Annotated in this window: 14 protein-coding genes and 7 pseudogenes; 6 read left to right on the top strand and 15 right to left on the bottom strand. The window is 73.7% G+C overall.

All coding sequences use genetic code 11. From position 1 onward, the window contains the following. Positions 1-153 (bottom strand): hypothetical protein, encoded by a 153-nt coding sequence (locus tag DEJ15_RS12140; RefSeq protein WP_284175047.1) that lies wholly within the window; start codon positions 151-153, stop codon positions 1-3. Then, on the bottom strand, positions 80-1,006 hold the full coding sequence (locus DEJ15_RS12135; RefSeq protein WP_284175046.1) for an SPFH domain-containing protein: 927 nt from the start codon (positions 1,004-1,006) through the stop codon (positions 80-82). Before DEJ15_RS12135 ends, DEJ15_RS12140 begins: the two co-directional genes overlap by 74 nt. A gap of 108 nt (positions 1,007-1,114) precedes the next feature. Between DEJ15_RS12135 and DEJ15_RS12130 the strand changes: the two genes are divergently transcribed. Then, positions 1,115-2,431, top strand: a complete 1,317-nt coding sequence (locus tag DEJ15_RS12130) for a cytochrome P450 (RefSeq protein WP_110825144.1) — start codon at positions 1,115-1,117, stop codon at positions 2,429-2,431. A 21-nt stretch (positions 2,432-2,452) separates the two neighbouring features. On the opposite strand, the gene DEJ15_RS12125 is transcribed toward DEJ15_RS12130, so the two are convergent. Further along, complete coding sequence (locus tag DEJ15_RS12125; RefSeq protein ID WP_110825143.1) at positions 2,453-2,938, bottom strand: tetratricopeptide repeat protein; 486 nt, start codon at positions 2,936-2,938, stop codon at positions 2,453-2,455. A gap of 21 nt (positions 2,939-2,959) precedes the next feature. Next, positions 2,960-4,625: pseudogene (locus DEJ15_RS12120) on the bottom strand (ABC-F family ATP-binding cassette domain-containing protein). A 106-nt stretch (positions 4,626-4,731) separates the two neighbouring features. Here DEJ15_RS12120 and DEJ15_RS12115 point away from each other — a divergent pair. Beyond that, positions 4,732-5,271 (top strand): annotated as a pseudogene (locus DEJ15_RS12115) (NAD-dependent epimerase/dehydratase family protein); the annotation flags it as partial. 220 nt (positions 5,272-5,491) lie between these two features. On the opposite strand, the gene DEJ15_RS12110 reads toward DEJ15_RS12115, so the two are convergent. Then, complete coding sequence (locus DEJ15_RS12110; RefSeq protein ID WP_284176319.1) at positions 5,492-6,460, bottom strand: hypothetical protein; 969 nt, start codon at positions 6,458-6,460, stop codon at positions 5,492-5,494. Between the two features lie 71 nt (positions 6,461-6,531). Here DEJ15_RS12110 and DEJ15_RS12105 point away from each other — a divergent pair, with 71 nt between their 5' ends. Then, entirely contained in the window at positions 6,532-7,971 is a 1,440-nt protein-coding gene (locus tag DEJ15_RS12105) for an amidase (RefSeq protein WP_110825139.1), read from the top strand. Between the two features lie 145 nt (positions 7,972-8,116). Here DEJ15_RS12105 and DEJ15_RS12100 read toward each other — a convergent pair whose 3' ends face one another. The 7 genes and pseudogenes from DEJ15_RS12100 to DEJ15_RS18575 form a co-directional block, all read right to left on the bottom strand. Beyond that, on the bottom strand, positions 8,117-8,665 hold the full coding sequence (locus tag DEJ15_RS12100; RefSeq protein WP_349814886.1) for an ATP-binding cassette domain-containing protein: 549 nt from the start codon (positions 8,663-8,665) through the stop codon (positions 8,117-8,119). A gap of 263 nt (positions 8,666-8,928) precedes the next feature. Continuing rightward, a complete protein-coding gene (locus DEJ15_RS19585) occupies positions 8,929-9,108 on the bottom strand; it encodes a hypothetical protein (protein WP_502866100.1) in 180 nt (59 codons plus the stop codon). Next, positions 9,096-9,734 carry an ATP-binding cassette domain-containing protein gene (locus DEJ15_RS12095; protein ID WP_502866099.1) on the bottom strand — a complete coding sequence of 213 codons (639 nt, stop codon included), beginning with the start codon at positions 9,732-9,734 and terminating at the stop codon, positions 9,096-9,098. Before DEJ15_RS12095 ends, DEJ15_RS19585 begins: the two co-directional genes overlap by 13 nt. Further along, positions 9,731-10,336, bottom strand: a pseudogene (locus DEJ15_RS19580) (ABC transporter permease); the annotation flags it as partial. The pseudogene DEJ15_RS19580 and the gene DEJ15_RS12095, both read right to left, overlap by 4 nt. Before the next feature lie 296 nt (positions 10,337-10,632). After that, positions 10,633-11,587: pseudogene (locus DEJ15_RS19575) on the bottom strand (ABC transporter permease). A gap of 9 nt (positions 11,588-11,596) precedes the next feature. After that, complete coding sequence (locus DEJ15_RS12080; protein ID WP_110825136.1) at positions 11,597-13,096, bottom strand: ABC transporter substrate-binding protein; 1,500 nt, start codon at positions 13,094-13,096, stop codon at positions 11,597-11,599. A gap of 650 nt (positions 13,097-13,746) precedes the next feature. Next, positions 13,747-13,881, bottom strand: a pseudogene (locus DEJ15_RS18575) (hypothetical protein); the annotation flags it as partial. Positions 13,882-14,246: 365 nt separating this feature from the next. On the opposite strand from DEJ15_RS18575, the gene DEJ15_RS12070 reads away from it, so the two are divergent. From DEJ15_RS12070 to DEJ15_RS12060, 3 genes are read left to right on the top strand one after another with little or no spacing between them, the layout of a single operon-like run. Then, complete coding sequence (locus tag DEJ15_RS12070) at positions 14,247-14,711, top strand: siderophore-interacting protein (protein WP_284175044.1); 465 nt, start codon at positions 14,247-14,249, stop codon at positions 14,709-14,711. Continuing rightward, positions 14,647-15,285 (top strand): siderophore-interacting protein, encoded by a 639-nt coding sequence (locus tag DEJ15_RS19570; RefSeq protein ID WP_284176203.1) that lies wholly within the window; start codon positions 14,647-14,649, stop codon positions 15,283-15,285. Before DEJ15_RS12070 ends, DEJ15_RS19570 begins: the two co-directional genes overlap by 65 nt. Next, positions 15,167-15,976, top strand: coding sequence for an ABC transporter ATP-binding protein (locus tag DEJ15_RS12060; protein WP_502866166.1), 810 nt, complete (start codon positions 15,167-15,169; stop codon positions 15,974-15,976). Before DEJ15_RS19570 ends, DEJ15_RS12060 begins: the two co-directional genes overlap by 119 nt. A 224-nt stretch (positions 15,977-16,200) precedes the next feature. Here DEJ15_RS12060 and DEJ15_RS12055 read toward each other — a convergent pair. The 3 genes and pseudogenes from DEJ15_RS12055 to DEJ15_RS12045 all read right to left on the bottom strand — a co-directional run bounded on the left by DEJ15_RS12055 (position 16,201) and on the right by DEJ15_RS12045 (position 18,750). Beyond that, positions 16,201-16,557 (bottom strand): annotated as a pseudogene (locus tag DEJ15_RS12055) (Fe-S oxidoreductase). A gap of 3 nt (positions 16,558-16,560) precedes the next feature. Continuing rightward, a pseudogene (locus DEJ15_RS12050) lies at positions 16,561-17,962 on the bottom strand (dihydrolipoyl dehydrogenase family protein). An 80-nt stretch (positions 17,963-18,042) separates the two neighbouring features. After that, the gene (locus DEJ15_RS12045) at positions 18,043-18,750 is read right to left on the bottom strand and encodes an arginase family protein (protein ID WP_349814884.1); all 708 of its coding nucleotides are present in this window, start codon (positions 18,748-18,750) and stop codon (positions 18,043-18,045) included. Positions 18,751-18,759 lie beyond the last annotated feature (9 nt).

Genomic DNA, 18,759 nt, shown 5'->3' with positions numbered 1-18,759 from the left:
TCACTCCGAGCCGCCGCGCGTGCCGGGCAGGCTGAGGATGTTGTCGCTGCCCTGCGGGACGACGATGAGCGAGCCGTTGTCACCGGCGCTCTTCAGGGCCTCGATCTCCCGCTGCTTCAGCGCGGCGTCCGACAGCGGCTGGCCGTTGAGCACCTTGTTCGCGTCGGCCTGCCCCTGCGCCTCGGCGACCTGCTGCTGCGCCTGGACCTTCTTGGCGTCGAGCAGCGCGCGCTCCTTCGTCACCTGGATCTGTGCCTGCTGCGCGGCCGCGTACGAGTCCGTGACCGACTTCGGGGGGCGTGATCTCCTGGAGTGCGAAGTTGTCGACGTGCACGCCCGAGCCCTGCCACCGTCGTTCGAGCGCCTGGATCATGGACTTCTCGACCGCCCCGCGCTTGGTGATGAGGGCGATCGTGGTGAAGTCGTTCGGGACCTGGCGCACGACGCTCCGCACGGAGTTGCCGATGAACTGCGTCTTGAAGTTCTCCTCGGTCTTGTACGACCGGTAGATGTCCGTGACGGCCTTCGCGTCGATGCTGTACTGCAGGTTCAGGCTGATGTTCGACGAGACGCCGTCCCGGTCCTGGACGGTGACGTACGGGCCGGAGCGGACGTTGCCGTTGTTGTCCGAGTCCGAGCCGTTGACCGCGTTGATGTACGTCACCGTCTGGTTGCGGATGTTGAACGTGTGCAGCGTCGCCCACGGCGCCGTGAAGTGGAAGCCGGAGTCGGTCGTCTGCCCGACGATGTTGCCGGAGATGTCCACCTGGACCTTCGACTCGCCGGTGTCCTGCGCGTAGAGGGTGCTCGCGAGCGTGCAGACGGCGAACAGGAAGCCTGCCCCGACGGCGAACCAGGCGGCGACGCGGTTCGGGCGACGGGTGGGTGCCGCTTCCTGGGCCTCTCGACCCGGCGTCGCCGGTCGGGCCGGGGTGGTGTAGGTCCGTGTGCGGAACCACAGCGCAGCGAGCGCGACGACGAGGAAGAGGATGGCGAGCACGAACATGAAGAACACTCCTGGAGTTGGTCTCTGCAGTCTGCCGTACCCCAACGGTCACGGTTCCCGCGGCGGCCCTTGGGAGGACGGCCGGGCGGCTCCCGGCAGCATGGGCGCATGGCGATCGACGACTCCGTGTCCCTGCTCACCCGCGGCTACGGCTTCGGCGCCCACATCTGGCGCCGTGCGTCCGACGGCGCCCGGGCGGTGCCGATGCGGTTCCTGTTCAAGGACGCCCTGCTCGTCCGCGGGAGCGAGGCCGTCGACCTCTTCTACGACGGTGACCGGATCGCCCGCCACGGCGCGATGCCCGCGATCGTCCAGCAGACCCTGTTCGGTGACGGGTCGGTGCACAGCCTCGACGGGGACGAGCACCGGCACCGCAAGGCCACGTTCCTCGACGTCGCGTACGAGGACGAGCAGGTCGCGCGGCTGACCCAGCTCTTCGCGGAGGAGTGGCAGCGCGAACTCGACGACTGGCTCGCCGGTGGGCGCCGGTCCGCCTACGACGCCGCGGTGGGCGCCTTCGGCCGTGCGTCGATGCGGTGGGCGGGACTGCCCGGGACCGCCGATGCGAAGACCCGCTGGGCCGCCCGCCTCGCGCAGATCGTCGACGGGTTCGGTGCACCGTACTCGCCGGAGTACCTGCTCGCCGCGGCCAACCGCTGGTGGTCCGACCGGCACGCCGAGCGACTCATCCGCGCGGTCCGGGCCGGCGAGCTCGAGCCCGCGGAGGGCACTGCGCTGTACGAGTGGGCGTGGCACCGCGACCGCTCCGCGCTGCTCCTGCCCGCTGCGACCGCCGGCATCGAGCTGCAGAACAGCATCCGCCCGATGATCGCCGTCGCCCGGTTCGTCGCGTTCGCCGCCGCGGAGCTACACGACCGCCCGGAGTGGCGCGAGCGCCTCGCCGAGGAGGCCCGCACCCGCGGATCCCTCGTGGACGGCCCGCTGGCGACCGCGTTCGCGCAGGAGATCCGACGGACGGCGCCCTTCGTCCCGATGCTGCCCGGCTGGGCGAGCGAGGACGTCGAGCTCGACGGCGAGCACCTGGCGGCGGGCGGTCGGGTCGTCCTCGACATCCTCGGGACCGACACGGACGAGGCGTCCTGGGCGGAGCCGGAGCGGTTCGACCCGACGCGATTCCTCGGCGTCGACGACTACGAGGCGATCCGGACCTTCATCCCGCACGGCGGAGCGGACCCGGCGACCGGCCACCGGTGCCCCGGGGAGAAGCTCGCGATCGCGGGGCTCGCAGCTGCGGTGGCGACCCTCAGTGACCCGCGACTGACCGTGCTCGACGAGGGCCTCGGGGTCAACCGGCGCCGTCTGCCCACCAAGCCGGCGTCCGGAGGGAAGGTGCGGGCCTCCCGGTCCCACGGCGGCGCGACCCGGTCGGGCGGCTGCCCGTTCCACCGTGTCGGCGGACACTGACCGCGGTGTGGCGCTGCCCGGTCAGTCGCCGGTGAGCGCCGCCGCGTACGCGCGGACCGACCGGTTGTAGCGCGGCAGCGTCGGTTCGATGGTCTCGAGGGCGAGCCGCAGCGCCTCGTCGCTCCGTCCTGCGCTGTGCAGGGCCAGAGCGAGGAACACCGCCGGCGCATCGCCGACGGCCGGGTGTGCCGGTGCGGCCCGGAGCATGGCGATCGCCTCGTCCGTCCGACCGAGGTTCCGCAGCGTCGAGGCGTGCTGGATCACCATCTGTGCAGCAAGGGTCGGGTCGACGGTGTCGAGGCCCGCTGCCGTGGCGCGGGAGTACTCGACGTCCGCCTCGGCCTCCTGCCCACCGGAGTCGTGGGCGCCACCGAGCTCGAACGCGCCGAGCGCCGGGTGCGGTGCCGTCGCCGCGAGGGCACGCATGCGCCGGATCCGGCCCTCGTCGTCGACCTGCGTGTCCGCCCACAGGGCGTCGACGCGCTCTTCCCACTCCGCGAGGTCCATGAGCCCACAGTAGGGCGGGTCTCAGCCCTCGGTGACCCGCCCCGCCTCGACCCGCCACTGCCGGTCGAGCTGCACCGTGTCGAGCATCCGCCGGTCGTGCGTGACGAGCAGCAGCGTGCCCTCGTAGGACTCGAGCGCCTGCTCGAGCTGTTCGATGGCGACGAGGTCCAGGTGGTTCGTGGGTTCGTCGAGCACGAGGACGTTCACCCCGCGGGCCTGCAGCAGCGCGAGTCCGGCGCGGGTGCGCTCGCCGGGGGAGAGCTCACCGGCGGCACGGCCGACGTGGTCCGCCTTCAGCCCGAACTTCGCGAGCAGGGTCCGGACGTCCGCGGTGTTCATCTCCGGCACGAGGCCCTCGAACACGGCCGCGAGCGACTCGGTCCCCGTGAACAGCGACCGGGCCTGGTCGACCTCGCCGATCGCGACGCTCGACCCGGTGGACGCGGTGCCCGTCGTCGGCTCCTGGCGCCCGAGCAACGCGCGGAGCAGGGTCGACTTGCCGGCGCCGTTCGGCCCCGTGATGCCGATCCGGTCGCCGCCGTTCACCTGCAGCGACACCGGCCCGAGCGTGAAGTCGCCCTGCACGTACGTGGCGTCCGACAGGGTCGCCACGACGGCGGAGGACCGCGGGGCCTGGCCGATGGTGAACGCGAGCTGCCACTCCTTGCGCGGCTCCTCCACCTCGTCCAGCCGGGCGATGCGCGACTCCATCTGCCGGACCTTCTGCGCCTGCTTCTCGCTCGACTCGCTCGCGGCCTTGCGGCGGATCTTGTCGTTGTCGGGCGCCTTCTTCATCGCGTTGCGCACGCCCTGGCTGGACCACTCGCGCTGCGTCCGCGCACGGGACACCAGGTCGGCCTTCGTCGCGGCGTACTCGTCGTACGCGTCGCGCTTGTGCTGGCGGGCGATCTCGCGCTCCTCGAGGTACGCGTCGTACCCGCCGCCGAACAGCCGGTTCGAGGACTGCGCGAGGTCGAGTTCCAGGACGGCCGTCACCGAGCGGGCGAGGAACTCCCGGTCGTGGCTGACGAGCACGACCCCGCCGCGGAGGCCGCGGACGAACTCCTCGAGCCGGTCGAGGCCGTCCAGGTCGAGGTCGTTCGTCGGCTCGTCGAGCAGCACGATGTCGAAGCGTGAGAGCAGCAGTGCCGCGAGGCCGACCCGTGCCGCCTGCCCACCGGACAGCGACGTCATGAGCGAGTCCGCCGTGACCGAGCCGTCACGCGCGTCGAGCGTCAGACCGAGGTCGGCGAGCACCACCGGCATCCGCTCGTCGAGGTCGGCGGCGCCCGAGGCCAACCAGCGCTCGAGCGCGACCGAGTACCGGTCCGCCGCGGCATCGCCGGCGTCCGGCTCGCCGAGCGCCAGGGCCGTCGCGTCCATCTCCGCCGCCGCCGCCGCACAGCCGGTCCGTCGTGCGACGTAGGCCGCGACCGTCTCGCCGGGCACGCGCTCGTGCTCCTGCGGCAGCCACCCCACGAACGCGTCGGTCGGTGACAGCGAGACGGTCCCGGCCAGCGGCTCGTCGCCCCCCGGCGAGCAGGCGCAGCAGCGTCGACTTCCCGGCCCCGTTCACCCCGACGACGCCGATCACGTCACCGGGTGCGACCGTGAGGTCGAGGGAGTCGAACAGCGTGCGGGCGGCGTAGCCGCCGGCGAGCCCCTTGGCGACGAGCGTGGCGGTCATCCGTCCATCGTCCCACCTCGTCGGGCCGGCCACCGACCGGACGGGAGGCGCGGTGCGCGCCCGTCCTGTGCCTCCCGTCCGGTCCCCACGCTGCCAGACTGACCGCATGCGACGCGTGCTGGTGCTGGGTGGGACCGGATGGCTCGGGCGGGCGATCGCCGAGGCCGCTCTGCGGGACGGCGCGGAGGTGACCTGCCTCGCCCGTGGTGCGTCCGGGGCGCCGCCGACCGGTGCACGCTTCGTCCGGTCCGACCGCTCGGACACCGGCGCGTACGAGCACGTGCTCGGGGACTGGGACGCAGTCGTCGAGCTCGCGACCGACCCGGCGCACGTCGAGGGCGCGCTCGAGGCGCTCTCGTCGGCGGCTGCACACTGGTCGTTCGTGTCGACGGTCTCCGTGTACGCGCGGACCGACCGGGCCGGTGATGACGAGGACGCCCCGGTCGTCGAGCCAGCGGACGTGACGCAGTACCCCGATGCGAAGGCCACCGGCGAGCGCGCCACCCGTCGTGTACGGGGCACGGATGCGCTCGTGGTCCGACCCGGCCTCGTCGTCGGACCGGGTGACCCCAGCGATCGGTTCGGGTACTGGCCCGCTCGGCTCCTCCGCGGCGGCGAAGTGCTGACGCCGGTCCTCGACGACCGGGCGGTGCAGGTCGTCGACGTCGCGGACCTCGCGGCGTGGATCGTCCGGGCAGGACGGACGGGCACGGTCGGCACGGTGGACGCCGTGGGGTCGAGCACGTCGATGCGGACCTTCGTCGACGCGGTGGCGGACGTGACCGGGTTCGACGGGAGGCTCGTGGCAGGCGACGACGACTCCCTCCTGGCGCAGGGGGGTCGGCTACTGGGCCGGTCCCATGTCCCTACCGCTCTGGATCCCGGTCAGCGAGGTCGGCTTCGCGCGGCGGGCCGGTCGGGCGTTCCTCGCTGCAGGCGGGACACCTCGGCCGCTCGTCGACACGGTGCGACGCGTCGTCGACGACGAGCGTGCCCGCGGGGTCGGACGGGTCCGGCGGTCGGGGCTGACGGCGGACGAGGAACTGCGGGTGCTCGAGGCGCTTCGGGCGGACTAGCCCGCTGCGGTGCCGCCAGGCCGGTCGGGTGCGATGCTGCCGGGTCGGTCTGCAGCGATGCGGTCGAGCTGCACCGCCGCGTCGAAGGCGATGGTGAGCAGGGACAGCTCGTCGCGCGGGAGCACCGCGGTCAGGAGACGGCCGTCGTCGAGCTCCGCGGCCAGGCCGAGCACGAACGGGTCCGTGTCGAGGAGCAGTCCCGGGCGTTCGGCGCCGTCGACCAGGAGGGGGGTGCCCGGACTGGACGCTCCGCTCGTCGACCAGGGTGGGCCAGGTGTGCTCGGCGGTCAGGTCGGGGAGGGCGTGTTCGTCGCGGTACTGGTTGACGAGGACGTTCTGCACGTGCTGGACGAGGGTCTCCGCCGCCGTGGGACGGGTCGGACCGGGTGCGGACCAGTGCGTCTGGACCGCCTCCCAGAGCATCGGGTACCGCAGGCGCTCGACGGTCGCGACGAGCCAGTCCGGGCGCGGCCACGGCGGGACCTCCTCGAGCGACCGCCGCCGCTCGTCGTCCAGCACCGCCAGGTTCACCGGGTCGTCGCGGTCGTCGGGGTTCCGCCAGAGCGTGTACTGCCGGGACACGGTCCTACCGACGAGCACACCGTCGGACTCGCTGGTCTGCACGCCGAGGGAGCCGGAGTCCTCGAGGTGCCGCTGCGCCACGAGACCGGCGACGTCGAACCCGAGCGCACGGACCGCGGCCCGCTGCTCGAGCTCGGGGTCAGGAGCGTCCGCGCCGAGCACTCCGCCGAAGTCCATACGGCGAGCCTGGCCCCGGACCACGGCACGGTCAAGGACCGGGTCCGACCGCGTCCGCCTAGGCTCGGTCCGTGTTCGAACTCCACCACCTGTCCGCGCAGGAACTCTGGGACTGGATCCGCCGCGGCGACGCCACCGCCCGCGAGGTCACCGACCACTACCTCGCCCGGATCGACCGGCTCGACGCGGAGCTCGGCGCCTTCGTCACGGTCACCGCCGATGCTGCACGTGCCCGGGCCGACCACCTCGGCGACCTGGTGCCGACGTCACGACCGCTGTGGGGCCTCCCGTCCGGGGACAAGGACCTGACGGACCGTCGCGGCGTCCCCACCCGGTCGGGCACCGCCGCCCTGCCGGGAGACCCGGCGGAGGCCGACCACCCGCTCGTCACCGCGCTCGACGCCGCCGGGGCGATCAGCCTCGGCAAGACGGCCACGCCCGAGTTCGGGATGTCGTCCTCGTCGGAGACGCGGTTCGGCACGACGCGGAACCCCTACGACACCACCCGCGCCCCGGGTGGGTCGTCGAGCGGTGCCGCCGTCGCCGTGGCAGCCGGGCTGCTGCCGGCGGCCGTCGGGTCCGACGGCGGAGGCTCGGTGCGGATCCCGGCGGCGGCCACCGGCCTGGTGGGGCTCAAGCCGAGTCGCGGCCGGGTGCCGTCCATGCCCGGACGCGCCGGGCTGGGCGGACTGGCCGTCGCCGGACCGCTCACCCGGACGGTCGCCGACGCCGGGATGCTCCTCGACGCGCTCGTGGCACCGACCGGGCTGCCGGAGCGCCAGCCGTACGCGCTCGTGACGCCCGACGTCGGCGACGGCCCCTTCACCGCGGCCGCCGTCCGGGGCGAGGGGCGGTTCGTCGTGGGCGTGCTCGAGGGCTCGCCGTGGGACGACTCCGTCGACGTGGTCGTCGACCCGGCCGCGCGCGAGGCGGTCGACACGGCCGTGCGGGTCCTCGGCGAGGTCGGGCACGGGGTCGAGGACGTGGCGATGCCGTGCGCGCCGTACGCCGAGCCGTTCCGGGTCGCCTGGGAGTCCTCCGGTGCTGGGATCGCCCGGATCCCGGGCATCGACCTGCGTGCTCTGACGCCCCTCGTCGCCTGGCTGGTGGAGCGCGGGCGGGCGGTGACGAGCACGCAGGTCCTCGATGCGATGGCCGGGCTCGACGCGTTCTCGATCGCCCTGATCCGGGCGTTCGACCGGTTCGACGCGGTCCTCACGCCGACCCTCGCGATGACCCCGCGGCCCCTCGGCTGGTACGGCGACGACCCGGAGGAGGACTTCCGCCGCCAGTGCGCGTACTCGCCGTGGACGTCGATGGCGAACGTGTCGGGGCTGCCCGCGATCACGTTGCCCGTCGGGGTCACCGCCGAGGGACACCCGGACGGCGCGGGCCTGCCGATGGGCGTGCAGCTGATCGGGCGCCCGGGTGGCGAGCGGATCCTGTTGGCGATCGGGGCGCAGCTCGAACGGCGGCTGCGCTGGCAGCGGAGGCACCCGGCCGGCTGGTAGCGCCGTCGACGCCCGAGCGCCGAGTGCCCTGCGCCGCCCGTCGCGGTTCCACGATTCGCCGCTCGCTCACCGTCCAGGTTCCACGATCGTCACATCTGGCGGCGCGAGATGCCGCGGTTCTGGAACCCGGGGGAGGAGCGCGCCGCTACGGCAGCGTCGGTGCCGCCGCGACCAGCGCCCGCGTGACCTCGTGGGCAGGAGCGTCGAGCAGGGACACCGGCCCGTGCTCGACGATGCGCCCGGCGCTCATCACGGCGACGGTGTCGCACAGCCGCTGGACGACGCCGATGTCGTGCGAGACGAGCACGACCGTCGCGCCGAGGTCGTCGACGAACGAGCGGAACAGGTCGATCACGCGCGCCCGGACCACCACGTCGAGGGCGCTCATCGGTTCGTCCCCGAACAGGATCCGCGGACGGTGCACCACCGCCCGCGCGATCGCGATGCGCTGCCGCTGCCCGCCGGAGAACTCGTGCGGGTACCGGTCCGCGGCATCGGCGGGCAGGTCGACCCGTTCGAGCACGGCGGCGACCATCGCCCGGTGGTCGCCTTCGATCCGCAGCGCCCGGAGGGGCTCGGCGACGACGGCCCCGACGCGCATCCGCGGGTCGAGCGAGGCGACCGGGTCCTGGAGGACGATGCCGGTCTCCCGCCGGTACCACCTGCCGGCGGCGGCCGAAGCGCGGGCGTCCACGGAGCGGCCGGAGGCGTGCACGGTGCCGGTGGAGGGGGGCCTCCAGTCCGGCCAGCAGACGGACGAGGGTCGACTTGCCGGACCCGGACTCACCGACGATGCCGAGCCGGGAACCGGCGGCGACGGTGAGGTCGACGCCGTCGACGGCGGTGCGGAGCGCGCCGGGTTCGAACGGTCCGCGGCGGGGGGGAGTCGGTAGGTGCGGTGCAGGTCGGCGGCGGCGAGTGCCGGTGCGCCCGCAGTGGCCGGTGCTGGGAGGTCGGTCACGGGGTCCTCCTGGCGGTGGCGCGGGCCGCGTCGACGAGCGCCGCGGTGGCGGGGTGCCGGGGCGCGGCGAGCAGGTCGGCGACCCGGCCCTGCTCGACGACACGTCCGGCCTCCAGCACGACCGCGGTGTCGGCGATCCGGGACAGCACCGCCAGGTCGTGCGTCACGAAGAGCATGCCGGCCCCCCCTGGAGGCGGTGAGCGACTCGAAGAGGTCGAGGATCCGGGCCTGCGTGGTGACGTCCAGGGCGGTGGTCGGCTCGTCGGCGACCAGCAGGTCCGGTTCCCCCCGCCATCGCCATCGCGATGCAGACACGCTGCCGTTGGCCGCCGGACAGCTGGTGCGGGTACTGGCGGAGGAGCAGCTCGGGGTCGGGCAGGCCGACGTCGCGCGCGAGGCCGACGGCGGCCTCGGCGGCCGCCCGGCGGTCGAGCCCGCGGTGCAGGCGCAGCGGTTCGGCGATCTGCTTCCCCACCCGGCGGAGCGGGTCGAGTGCGGTGCCGGGCTCCTGGAACACCATGCCGATCGCGGCGCCGCGGGTCCGCGCGCGCTCGCGGTCCGGCAGCCCGACGAGCTCACGCCCGTCCAGACGGATGCTGCCGGTGACGGCCGCACCCGCCGGTTCCAGACCCATCAGCGCGAGCGCCGTCATGGACTTGCCGGACCCGGACGCGCCGATCACGCCGACGCGACGGCCGGGAGGCACGGCGAACGTCACGTCGTCGAGCACCGTCCGGTCGGCGATCCGGACCGTCAGGCCGCGGACGTCCAGACCACGCGAGGTGGGGGCGTCGGCGGTCATGCGATGCCCTCCGACCCGGTGACGCCCGGGACCCCGTCAGCAGGGCGGGCACCGCGGTCGTCGCCGTCCCGTCGGCCGGTGCCGAGCCGGGGGTCGGTCGCGTCGCGGACGGCGTCACCGAGGAGGGAGAGCGCCGCGACGACGACCGCGATCGCGGCACCCGGCCAGGTCGCACTCCAGGGGTGGACACCGATGTAGGTCTGCAGGTCGGACAGCAACCGTCCCCACGAGGCCGTGCCCGCATCGGCGCCGTAGCCCAGGTAGGACAGGCCGGCCTCGGCGAGGACCGCCGTCGCCATCGCGAGGGACAGCTGCACGGTGAACAGGGGCGCGGCGTTCGGGACGAGGTGCCGGAAGAGCACGCCGGCCGGACCGACGCCGGAGGCCCGCGCTGCGACGACGTAGTCGCTCCGGGCGATGCGGCGGATCTCCCCGCGGGCGACGCGGGCGATCGTCACACCGGAGGCGAGTCCGACGGACACGACGACGACGCCGAGGGAGCCGCCGTACACCGCGGTGAGGAGCATCGCCGTGAGCAGGGTGGGGAAGGCGACGAGCACGTCGAGCAGCACGGCCGTCCCCTCGCGGACCCAGCGCGCGGTGAGCGACCCGATCGCGGTGAGGACGACGCCGACGACGCTCGCGATGACGCCGGAGCCGACCGCGACGACGAGCGTGGTGCGGGTCCCGGCGAGCAGGTAGCTGGCGATGTCGCGGCCGACGGCGTCGGTGCCGAACCAGTGCGCGGCACTCGGTCGACCCCACTGCGCCGCGGGGTCGGTGCGGAACGGGTCCTGCGGTGTCCAGACGAGCGACACGGCTGCGAGGACGACGAGCAGCCCGAGGACGACCACGGCGAAGAGCCCGGTCGGGGTGCGGAGCAGACGACGGAGCACGGTCACGAGGCGGCCTCCCGCTGCCGGGGGGTCGAGCGCACGGTGGAGCACGTCGACGGCGAACCCGACGAGCAGCACGAGACCGGTGAGGACGAGGAGTTCGGACTGCACCTTCGTGATGTCCCGCCGGCCGACGTCGGTGACGAGCATCCGGCCGACGCCCGGGAGCGAGAAGACCTGTTCGACGACGACCGCTCCGACGAGCAGCCCGGCGATCTGCACCCCGAGGACGGCGAGCACGGTCAGGGCGACGCTGGGCAGGCCGTGCCGGAGCAGAGCGCGGGTCTTCGTGAGCCCGACCGCTGCGGCGGTCCGGACGTGGTCGGCGTCGAGGACGGACAGCGTCGCCGAGCGGGTGAAGCGCAGGATGACGGCGCCCTCGACCGCACCGATCGTCAGCGCGGGGAGGACGAGCGCGGCGAACGCCCGGCCCGGCGCCCGCCAGCCGTCGAGCGGGAAGCCCTGCACCGGCAGCCAGTGCAGCGTCACGGCGAACAGCGCGACCAGGAGCAGCCCGGCCCAGACCACCGGGACCGCCGCGACGGCCTGTGCGGCGAACGAGATCACCGCCCCACCCGGACGGCGGCGGAGGACCGCGGCGAGGACCCCGAGCGGGACGCCGACCACGAGGGCGGCGGCCAGGGACATGCCGGCCAGCGGCAGCGTGACCGCGAGCTTCTCCGCGATCTCCGGTGCGACCGGCCCGCGGGTCACGAGCGAGTTCCCGAGGTCGCCGTGGAACAGCCCGCCGATCCAGTCGAGGTACTGCAGGACGACCGGACGGTCGAGCCCGAGCTGCTCCCGGAGCGCTGCGACCTGCGCGGGCGTCGCCTCGGCCCCGGCGACGACCTGTGCGACGTCCCCGGGGAGCACGCGCAGCGTCGCGAAGACGATCAGGCTCGCCACGAGCAGGCCGACGGCGAGCAGGAGCACCCGCCCGACGAGGAATCGGGTCACGGTGCGATGCTACGAGACCGCGAGGTCCGCCAGGTCCAGCCGGGTCGTGGTGCTGTCGAACGGGAAGCCCGAGACGCCGTCACGGACCGCGGTCGTCGTCGTCGCGGTGTACAGCCACTCGGCAGCGGCGTCCTCGCTGACGATCCGGGCGGCCTGTCGCAGCGCCTGGACCTTCTCGTCTTGGTCGGTGGTGGCGAGGGCCGCGGCGTACAGCCGTTGCACCTGTGCGTTGTCGTAGCCGAAGTAGTAGTCCGGGTCCGCCCAGTTGCCGAAGTCCCGCGCCTCGGTGTGGTTGACCATGCTGAGGTCGAAGTCCTTCTTCGTGAACACCGTGTCGAGCCAGGTGGCGAAGTCCACGCGCCGCACCTTCAGCGTGATGCCGACCTCGGCGAGCTGCGAGGTCAGGACGTCGCCGATGGCCGTCGGGTAGACGTTCGCGTACGTGAGGGTGAGCGTGGGCTTCGTGACGCCGGCCTGCCGCAGGAGCTTCCGCGCCGACGCGGGGTCGTACGCGTCGATGTCGGTCAGGTCCTGGTAGCCGGGGTCGAGCGCCGGGATGGGGCCGCCCTGCTCGACGCCGCCGCCGCCGATGGCCGTGATGACCGCCTTGGGGTCGATCGCCTGCCGGATCGCCTTGCGCACGCGGACGTCGTCGAAGGGCGCCTTCCGGTCGTTGAAGGCGAGCGTGTACTTGTCGGTGGTCTTGCCGGTGTGCAGGGTGATGCCGGAGGTGCCCTCCAGCTGCCCCTTCAGCGTGCCGTCCACCGCGGTCTGGACGTCGAGGTCCCCGCCGGCCATCGCGTTGACGGCCGTGGACGGGTCGGTGATGTACCGGAAGACGACCGTGCCGACCTTCGCCTTCGGACCCCAGTAGTCCGGGTTCCGCTTGAAGGTGAGCGAGTCGCCCTGCTTCCAGTTCGCGACCTCGAACGGCCCGGTGCCGTTCGCGGTCTTCGTCCGGTCGCCGTCAGCGCCCTGCTCGAGCACGAGCCCGGCGCGTCCGGTCAGGTTCCACAGGAGTTCGGAGTCGGGCCGGGTGAGCCGGAGCTGCACCTGGTCGTCGCCGGTCGCCGTCACGGTGTCGACCGAGGCGAGGTCGTCCGCGTCGACGTAGGAGTCGTTCGCCTTGACGTCCTCGAGCGAGGACACGACGTCGTCCGCCGTGAGCGGCTCGCCGTCCTGGAAGGTGACGCCCTCGCGGAGCGTGAACGTGTACGTCAGGCCGTCGTCCGAGACCTCGTGCGAGGACGCCAGCACGTCGCGGATCCCGCCGTCGGCGGTCCGGCCGACGAGCCCCTGGTAGACGTTGTCGATGAGGACCTGGTCGAGCGCGTTGCCGGACTGGGTGCGGATGTCGAGGCTCGTCGGTTCGAGCACCAGGCCGACCCGGACCGTCGCGTCGGGACCGCCACGGGTCTCGTCGGGGCCGCCGGAGCAGCCGGCCAGGGCGACCGAGGTCGCGACGACGAGTGCTGTCGCGGCGAGTGCGGTGCGGTGGAGCGGACGCATGCTGGGTTCCTTCCCGGAGCCGGGCCACGCAGGGTCCGGAACGAGGGCGGCGCGACGACGGTCGTCAGCGGCGCTCGGACGAGGCTACCGGGATGCGTCGCACCGGCGGTGTCAGGGCTCCGACGAAGTCGAGGGGGGGTTCTTCGACGCCGTCCGACAAACCGTGCGTGGTCGCCCAGGACCGGATGGCAGCGGCGAGGGGCAGGGGCGCCTGCGTCTGCACCGCGTGCCGGGACGCGACCGTGACGATCGTGGCATCCGGGAGCCGTTCGGCGAAGGACTGGTGCAGCTTGGGGGGAGACGTACCCGCGGTCCCCGCGCACGAGCAGCAGCGGTACGTCCAGCTGCTCCAGGTCCGGCCAGGCGTCGGCGAAGCGCCCGACCGAGGCCGACCGTCCGACGCCGAGGTGCGGGAAGTGGTGGCGTCGCACCAGCCGACCGTCGGCACCGAGCCGCGTGGTGTGCCGGGCCTCGCGGAGCAGCGTGGGTCGGTCGTCGCCGACGCGGGCCGCGATCGCCCGGTCGACGACCTCGTCGAGGTCCGAGAACGGTTCCTCGGCCTCCAGTGCGCGGGCGATCCGGTCGACGGCGCGCTGCGCGAAGTCCGGCGACATGTCGACCAGCACGAGACCGGTGACACGCTCCGGTGCGAGGGCGGCGAGGCGGGCGGACAGGATCGCGCCGAGGGAGTGCCCGACGACGATGCCCGGCGGGACGTCCAGGGCGTCGAGCGCGGCGAGGACGGTGGGGGGCCGTGGTGGTGGCGGCGTAGTCGGCGTCTGCACGCCACGCGGACCGCCCGTGCCCGGGCAGGTCGAGCGCGACGGCCGGCTCGTCGACGGCGATCGCGGTCTGGTCGAAGCTGTGCGCGTCGATGCCGAGCCCGTGCAGGTAGGTGATCCGGGCCTCCCGAGCGGGGACCGGCGGACCGGTGCGCGACCAACGGATCGCCGACACGTCACCACCGGGGACGGTCGGCACCACCTGCCGGGAGGCGCGGAGCGGCTCCGTCACGCCGCTCGCGGCGGCCAGGGCGGGGACGTCGGAGAACTCGTCATCGTGCACGGACACCGTCCCAGTGTCGCAGCCGACGCGGGCTGCGACATGAACCGTCCTTCTCTCGTTAGGTAAGGCATGCCATACTCGATGTGTGGCTGCCCGGTACCGCGTCTTCTCCGTCCGCGTGGCGGCCGTCACCTCGCTCACCCCGCACTTCGTCCGCGTGACGCTGACCGGTGCCGAACTCGCGGAGTTCTCCGCCGTCGGGCTGGACCAGCGCATCAAGGTGCTCCTGCCGCTCGACGGCCACGGGTTCTCCGACCTGCCCGAGGGCGAGGACTGGTTCGCGGCGTGGCGCGCACTGCCGGACGCCACCCGGAACCCGATCCGCACGTACACCGTCCGCTCCTTCCGTCCGGACGCGCACGAGCTCGACATCGACTTCGTCGCCCACGGGGACGGCGGGCCGGCCTCGCGCTGGGTGTCCGCGTGCCGTGTCGGCGACGAACTGCGGATCGTCGGCCCCCCGCGTCCCGGAGTCGCCCGAGGACCTGCCGTCCGGCGCGGCCGAGTTCGCGCCCGGGTCGGCGAACCGGATCCTCCTCGCGGGCGATGAGACGGCCGCTCCCGCGATCTGCGCGATCCTCGAGGCCCTCGACGTCTCGGCCGTCGGACACGTGTTCATCGAGGTCCCGACCGACGCCGACCGCCTGCCCGTCTCCGCGCCCGCCGGCGTCGAGGTGCGGTGGATCGCCCGCAACGGCGCGTCGCACGGCGTCCGCATGACCGACCACGTGCAGGCCTGGGCATCGACGGTCGCGGTGCCGGCTCCCGTCCTGACCGATGGGCGCGCGGCGGTGCCGGTGGAACTCGCGGACGTCGACGTGGACCACCAGGTGCTCTGGGACGTCCCGCGCGAGGACGACGACCTGCCCGTCTACGCCTGGATCGCGGGGGGAGGCCGGCTGCGTCAAGGAACTCCGACGCCACCTCGTGCGCGGAGTCGGGCTGGACCGGAAGCAGGTCGCGTTCATGGGCTACTGGCGCCACGGCAAGGCGGAGTGTTGACCCCTGCCAGCGTCCTCACCCCCCGAGGCGCCCGTCACCGCACTCGGCGCCCGCGGGTTGCGGCTCGGCTACGACGACCGCGTGGTCGTCGACGGGCTCGACGTCGACGTGCCGGACGGTGAGCTCACCGTGATCGTGGGTCCGAACGCCTGCGGGAAGTCGACGCTCCTCAAGGCGCTGGCGCGGACGCTCAAGCCCACCGCCGGGACGGTCTACCTGGACGGCCGTCCGATCACGTCCTATCGCCCGAAGGCCGTGGCCCGGCGCGTCGCGATGCTGCCGCAAACGCCGATCGCCCCGGACGGCATCAGCGTGCGCGACCTCGTGTCCCGCGGACGCTTCCCGCACCAGGACCTGCTGCACCCCTCGAGCGGCACCGACCGGCAGGTCGTGCAGGCCGCCCTGGCGCAGACGGACATCGTGGGCCTCGCCGACCGCGGCGTCGACGAGCTGTCCGGTGGCCAGCGGCAGCGCGTCTGGATCGCGATGGTGCTCGCGCAGGAGACCGACATCGTGCTGCTCGACGAACCCACCACGTTCCTCGACATCGCGCACCAGTACGACGTGCTCGAGCTCGCGTCCACGCTGCACGCGGCCGGTCGCACGGTCGTGGCCGTCCTGCACGACCTCAACCAGGCTGCCCGGTACGCGACGCACATGATCGCGATGCGGGACGGGGTGATCGTGGCGCAGGGGCCGCCGGCGACGGTCGTGACCGCGGAGCTCGTCGAGGACGTCTTCGGCCTGCCGTGCGTGGTCGTGCCGGACCCGGAGACCGGCACGCCGCTCGTCGTGCCGCGTCGCGCGCGCTGACGGGCGCGCTGCGCGCTGCGCGCATCGGCGCGGTCCGGGTCCGACGGGGCCGGCGCGATCCGGGTCCGACGGGGCCGACGCGGTCCGGCGCCGGCGCGGTCCGGCGCCGCACAACGGAAACCGGCTCGAACCACGGGAGTCCGTGGTTCGAGCCGGTTTCCGTTGTGCGTGACCGGCGGACGCCGCGGCCGACGCCGAGCCGGGCGCGGGCAGGCGCTCGGCGCTCAGCGGTAGCCGCCGTCCTCGAGTCCGGCCTCGATCTCGAAGCGGTTGTGCAGCGGGTCGCGCCCCGCCAGCGCGTACAGCAGCGGCATGAGCATGCCGTACCGCCGCCACTGGTCGACGTGCACCCGCTCGTGCCGCAGGACCCGGTCGCCGTCGTTGTCCCGGGTGAGTTACACCGAGCCGACGCAGGTCCCGCCACGCCGGAAGACCCAGCGGGGCAGGCCCCGGCAGACGACGAGCCCGTCGACGACCCGCACGGGCCCCGTCGACAGCGTCAGGCCGATCGCGAGGCCGACGGCCGTCGCGAACGCCCACCCGGCGCGGGACACCGGCGAGTCGACGAGCGGGTTCAGCACCGGCTACTCGGGTCGGCCGTACGTCTCGAGCAGGCGGAGCCAGATCTCGTTCATCGTCGGGTAGGCGGGCACGGCGTGCCAGAGTCGGTGCACGGGGACCTCGCCGACCACGGCGACCGTCGCGGCCTGCAGCATCTCGGCGACGTCCTGCCCGACGAAGGTCACGCCGACGACGACCCCGCGGGACTCGTCGACGACCATCTTGGCGCGCCCGGTGTAGCCGTCGGCCTGCAGTGCCGAGCCGGCGACGGCGCCGAGGTCGTACTCGACCGCACGGACGTCGATGCCCTGCTGCCGGGCCTGCTCCTCGGTGAGGCCGACGCTCGCGACCTCGGGGTCGGTGAAGGTCACCTGGGGGGACCGCGGCGTGGTCGGCCGTGGCGACGTGGGCGCCCCACGGTTCCGCGTGCACGGGCTTCCCCTGGAGGCGGGCGGCGATCGCCTCACCGGCGGCGCGGGCCTGGTACTTGCCCTGGTGGGTGAGGAGGGCGCGGTGGTTCACGTCACCGACGCCGTAGAGCCAGTCGGTGCCGGTGACGAGCATGGTGTCGTCGACCTCGAGCCACTCGCCCGGGGTGAGTCCGACGGCCTCGAGCCCGAGGTTGCCGGTGCCCGGGGCGCGGCCCGTCGCGGCGAGGACCTCGCTCGTGACGAGCGTCGTGCCGTCGTCGAAGGTCGTCGTGACGAGGCCGTGCTCGTCGCGGTCCACGCGCGTCGGGTTGACGCCGGTGCGGACGTCGATGCCGGCCTCGCGCATGGCGTCGCCGACGAGTTCACCGGCGAACGGTTCCATCCCGCCGAGCAGGCCGTGGCGGGCGACGAGTGTCACCTTCGCGCCGAGCGCCGCCCACGCGGTGGCGAGCTCGGACCCGGCGACACCGCCGCCGATGACGAGCAGGCTCTCCGGGACCTCCTGCGCACTCGTGCCCTCGCGCGTGCCCCAGGGCTTCGCCGCTTCGAGTCCGGGGACCGGCGGCAGCGTGTGCAGCGAGCCGGTCGCGACGGCGACGGCCCCGGCCGAGTACGAGGTCCCGTCGACCTCGATGGTCTTCGCGCCGGTGAACTTCGCGTACCCGCGGATCAGCGCGATGTCGGACGACTCGAGCCACTGCACCTGCGACGCGTCGTCCCAGTTGCTCGTGAACGAGTTGCGACGGGCCAGGACGGCGGCAGCGTCGACGGTGCCGGTGACGGCTTCCTCCGCTCCGCCGAGGCGCTTGGCCGCGGCGACCGCGTGGCTGCTGCGCAGGAGGGCCTTGGACGGCATGCAGGCCCAGTACGAGCACTCACCGCCCACGAGCTCGGCTTCGACGACCGCGACCGACAGGCCGCGCTTGTGGGCGTAGTCCGCCACGTTCTCGCCGACAGCGCCGGCTCCGATCACGATGAGGTCGTAGTCCGTCATGGGGCCGAGCGTAGCCGCCCGGGGTGGGGTCCCGGCCGGGAGCGCTGCGCTGTGTGGAGCGTCCGGTGTGGACGGGCGGGTCAGGAGGCCCGTGCTGCGGTGGAGAGTGCGCCGACGATCCGGAGGATCACGCCGAGGTCGTCGACCGCCCGCTCCGGGTCGACGGGTGCGAAGCCGGTGAGTGCGGCGCCGACGAGCCGTCGGCCGGCGGTGGCCGCCTGGACGAGGGCGACCAGGGCGGCGCCGTCGAGTCCGAACGGCACGGGTTCCAGCAGGCCGTCGACCTCGGAGGGGTCGAGCACGTCGAGGTCGACGTGGACGAAGACCCCGGTGGCCCCGGTCCGCTCGACGGCGGCTGCGAGCGCGTCGGGCGTGGCCGCGTCCACGTCGAGGTGTGCGACGCCGGCGCGCTCGAGGGCGGCCGCCTCGGCCCCCTCGGTCCCGCGGGTGCCCGCGACGACGACGGACGCGGCGGGGACGACCGGGAGCTCCGGGAACAGGTCTGCCGGGCGGTCGACCAGCAGGCGCAGCGCGGCCGTCTCGGCGGCGACCGGCTGCGCGCGGTTCAGCGCTCGGTAGCCGCTCGAGCCGGACAACCGGACGACGGTGGTGTCGGGGCCGACGAGGACCGAGGCACCGAGGACGGTCGAGCCGTCCCCGCCGATGACGAGCACGGGTTCGCTCGCGACGGCGCACTCCTCGGCGACGGACCCGGAGACGGAGAGGACCGAGGTGTAGCGGGCGACCGCGGTGTCGAGCCGGTCGCCCGCACCGGGTGGGACGGCGATCGTGGTCGT

This window comes from Curtobacterium sp. MCJR17_043, from assembly GCF_003224315.2.
GTDB lineage: Bacteria > Actinomycetota > Actinomycetes > Actinomycetales > Microbacteriaceae > Curtobacterium.
Note: the sequence above shows the minus strand (reverse complement) of the source record. Positions and strands in the feature narration are given on the sequence as shown.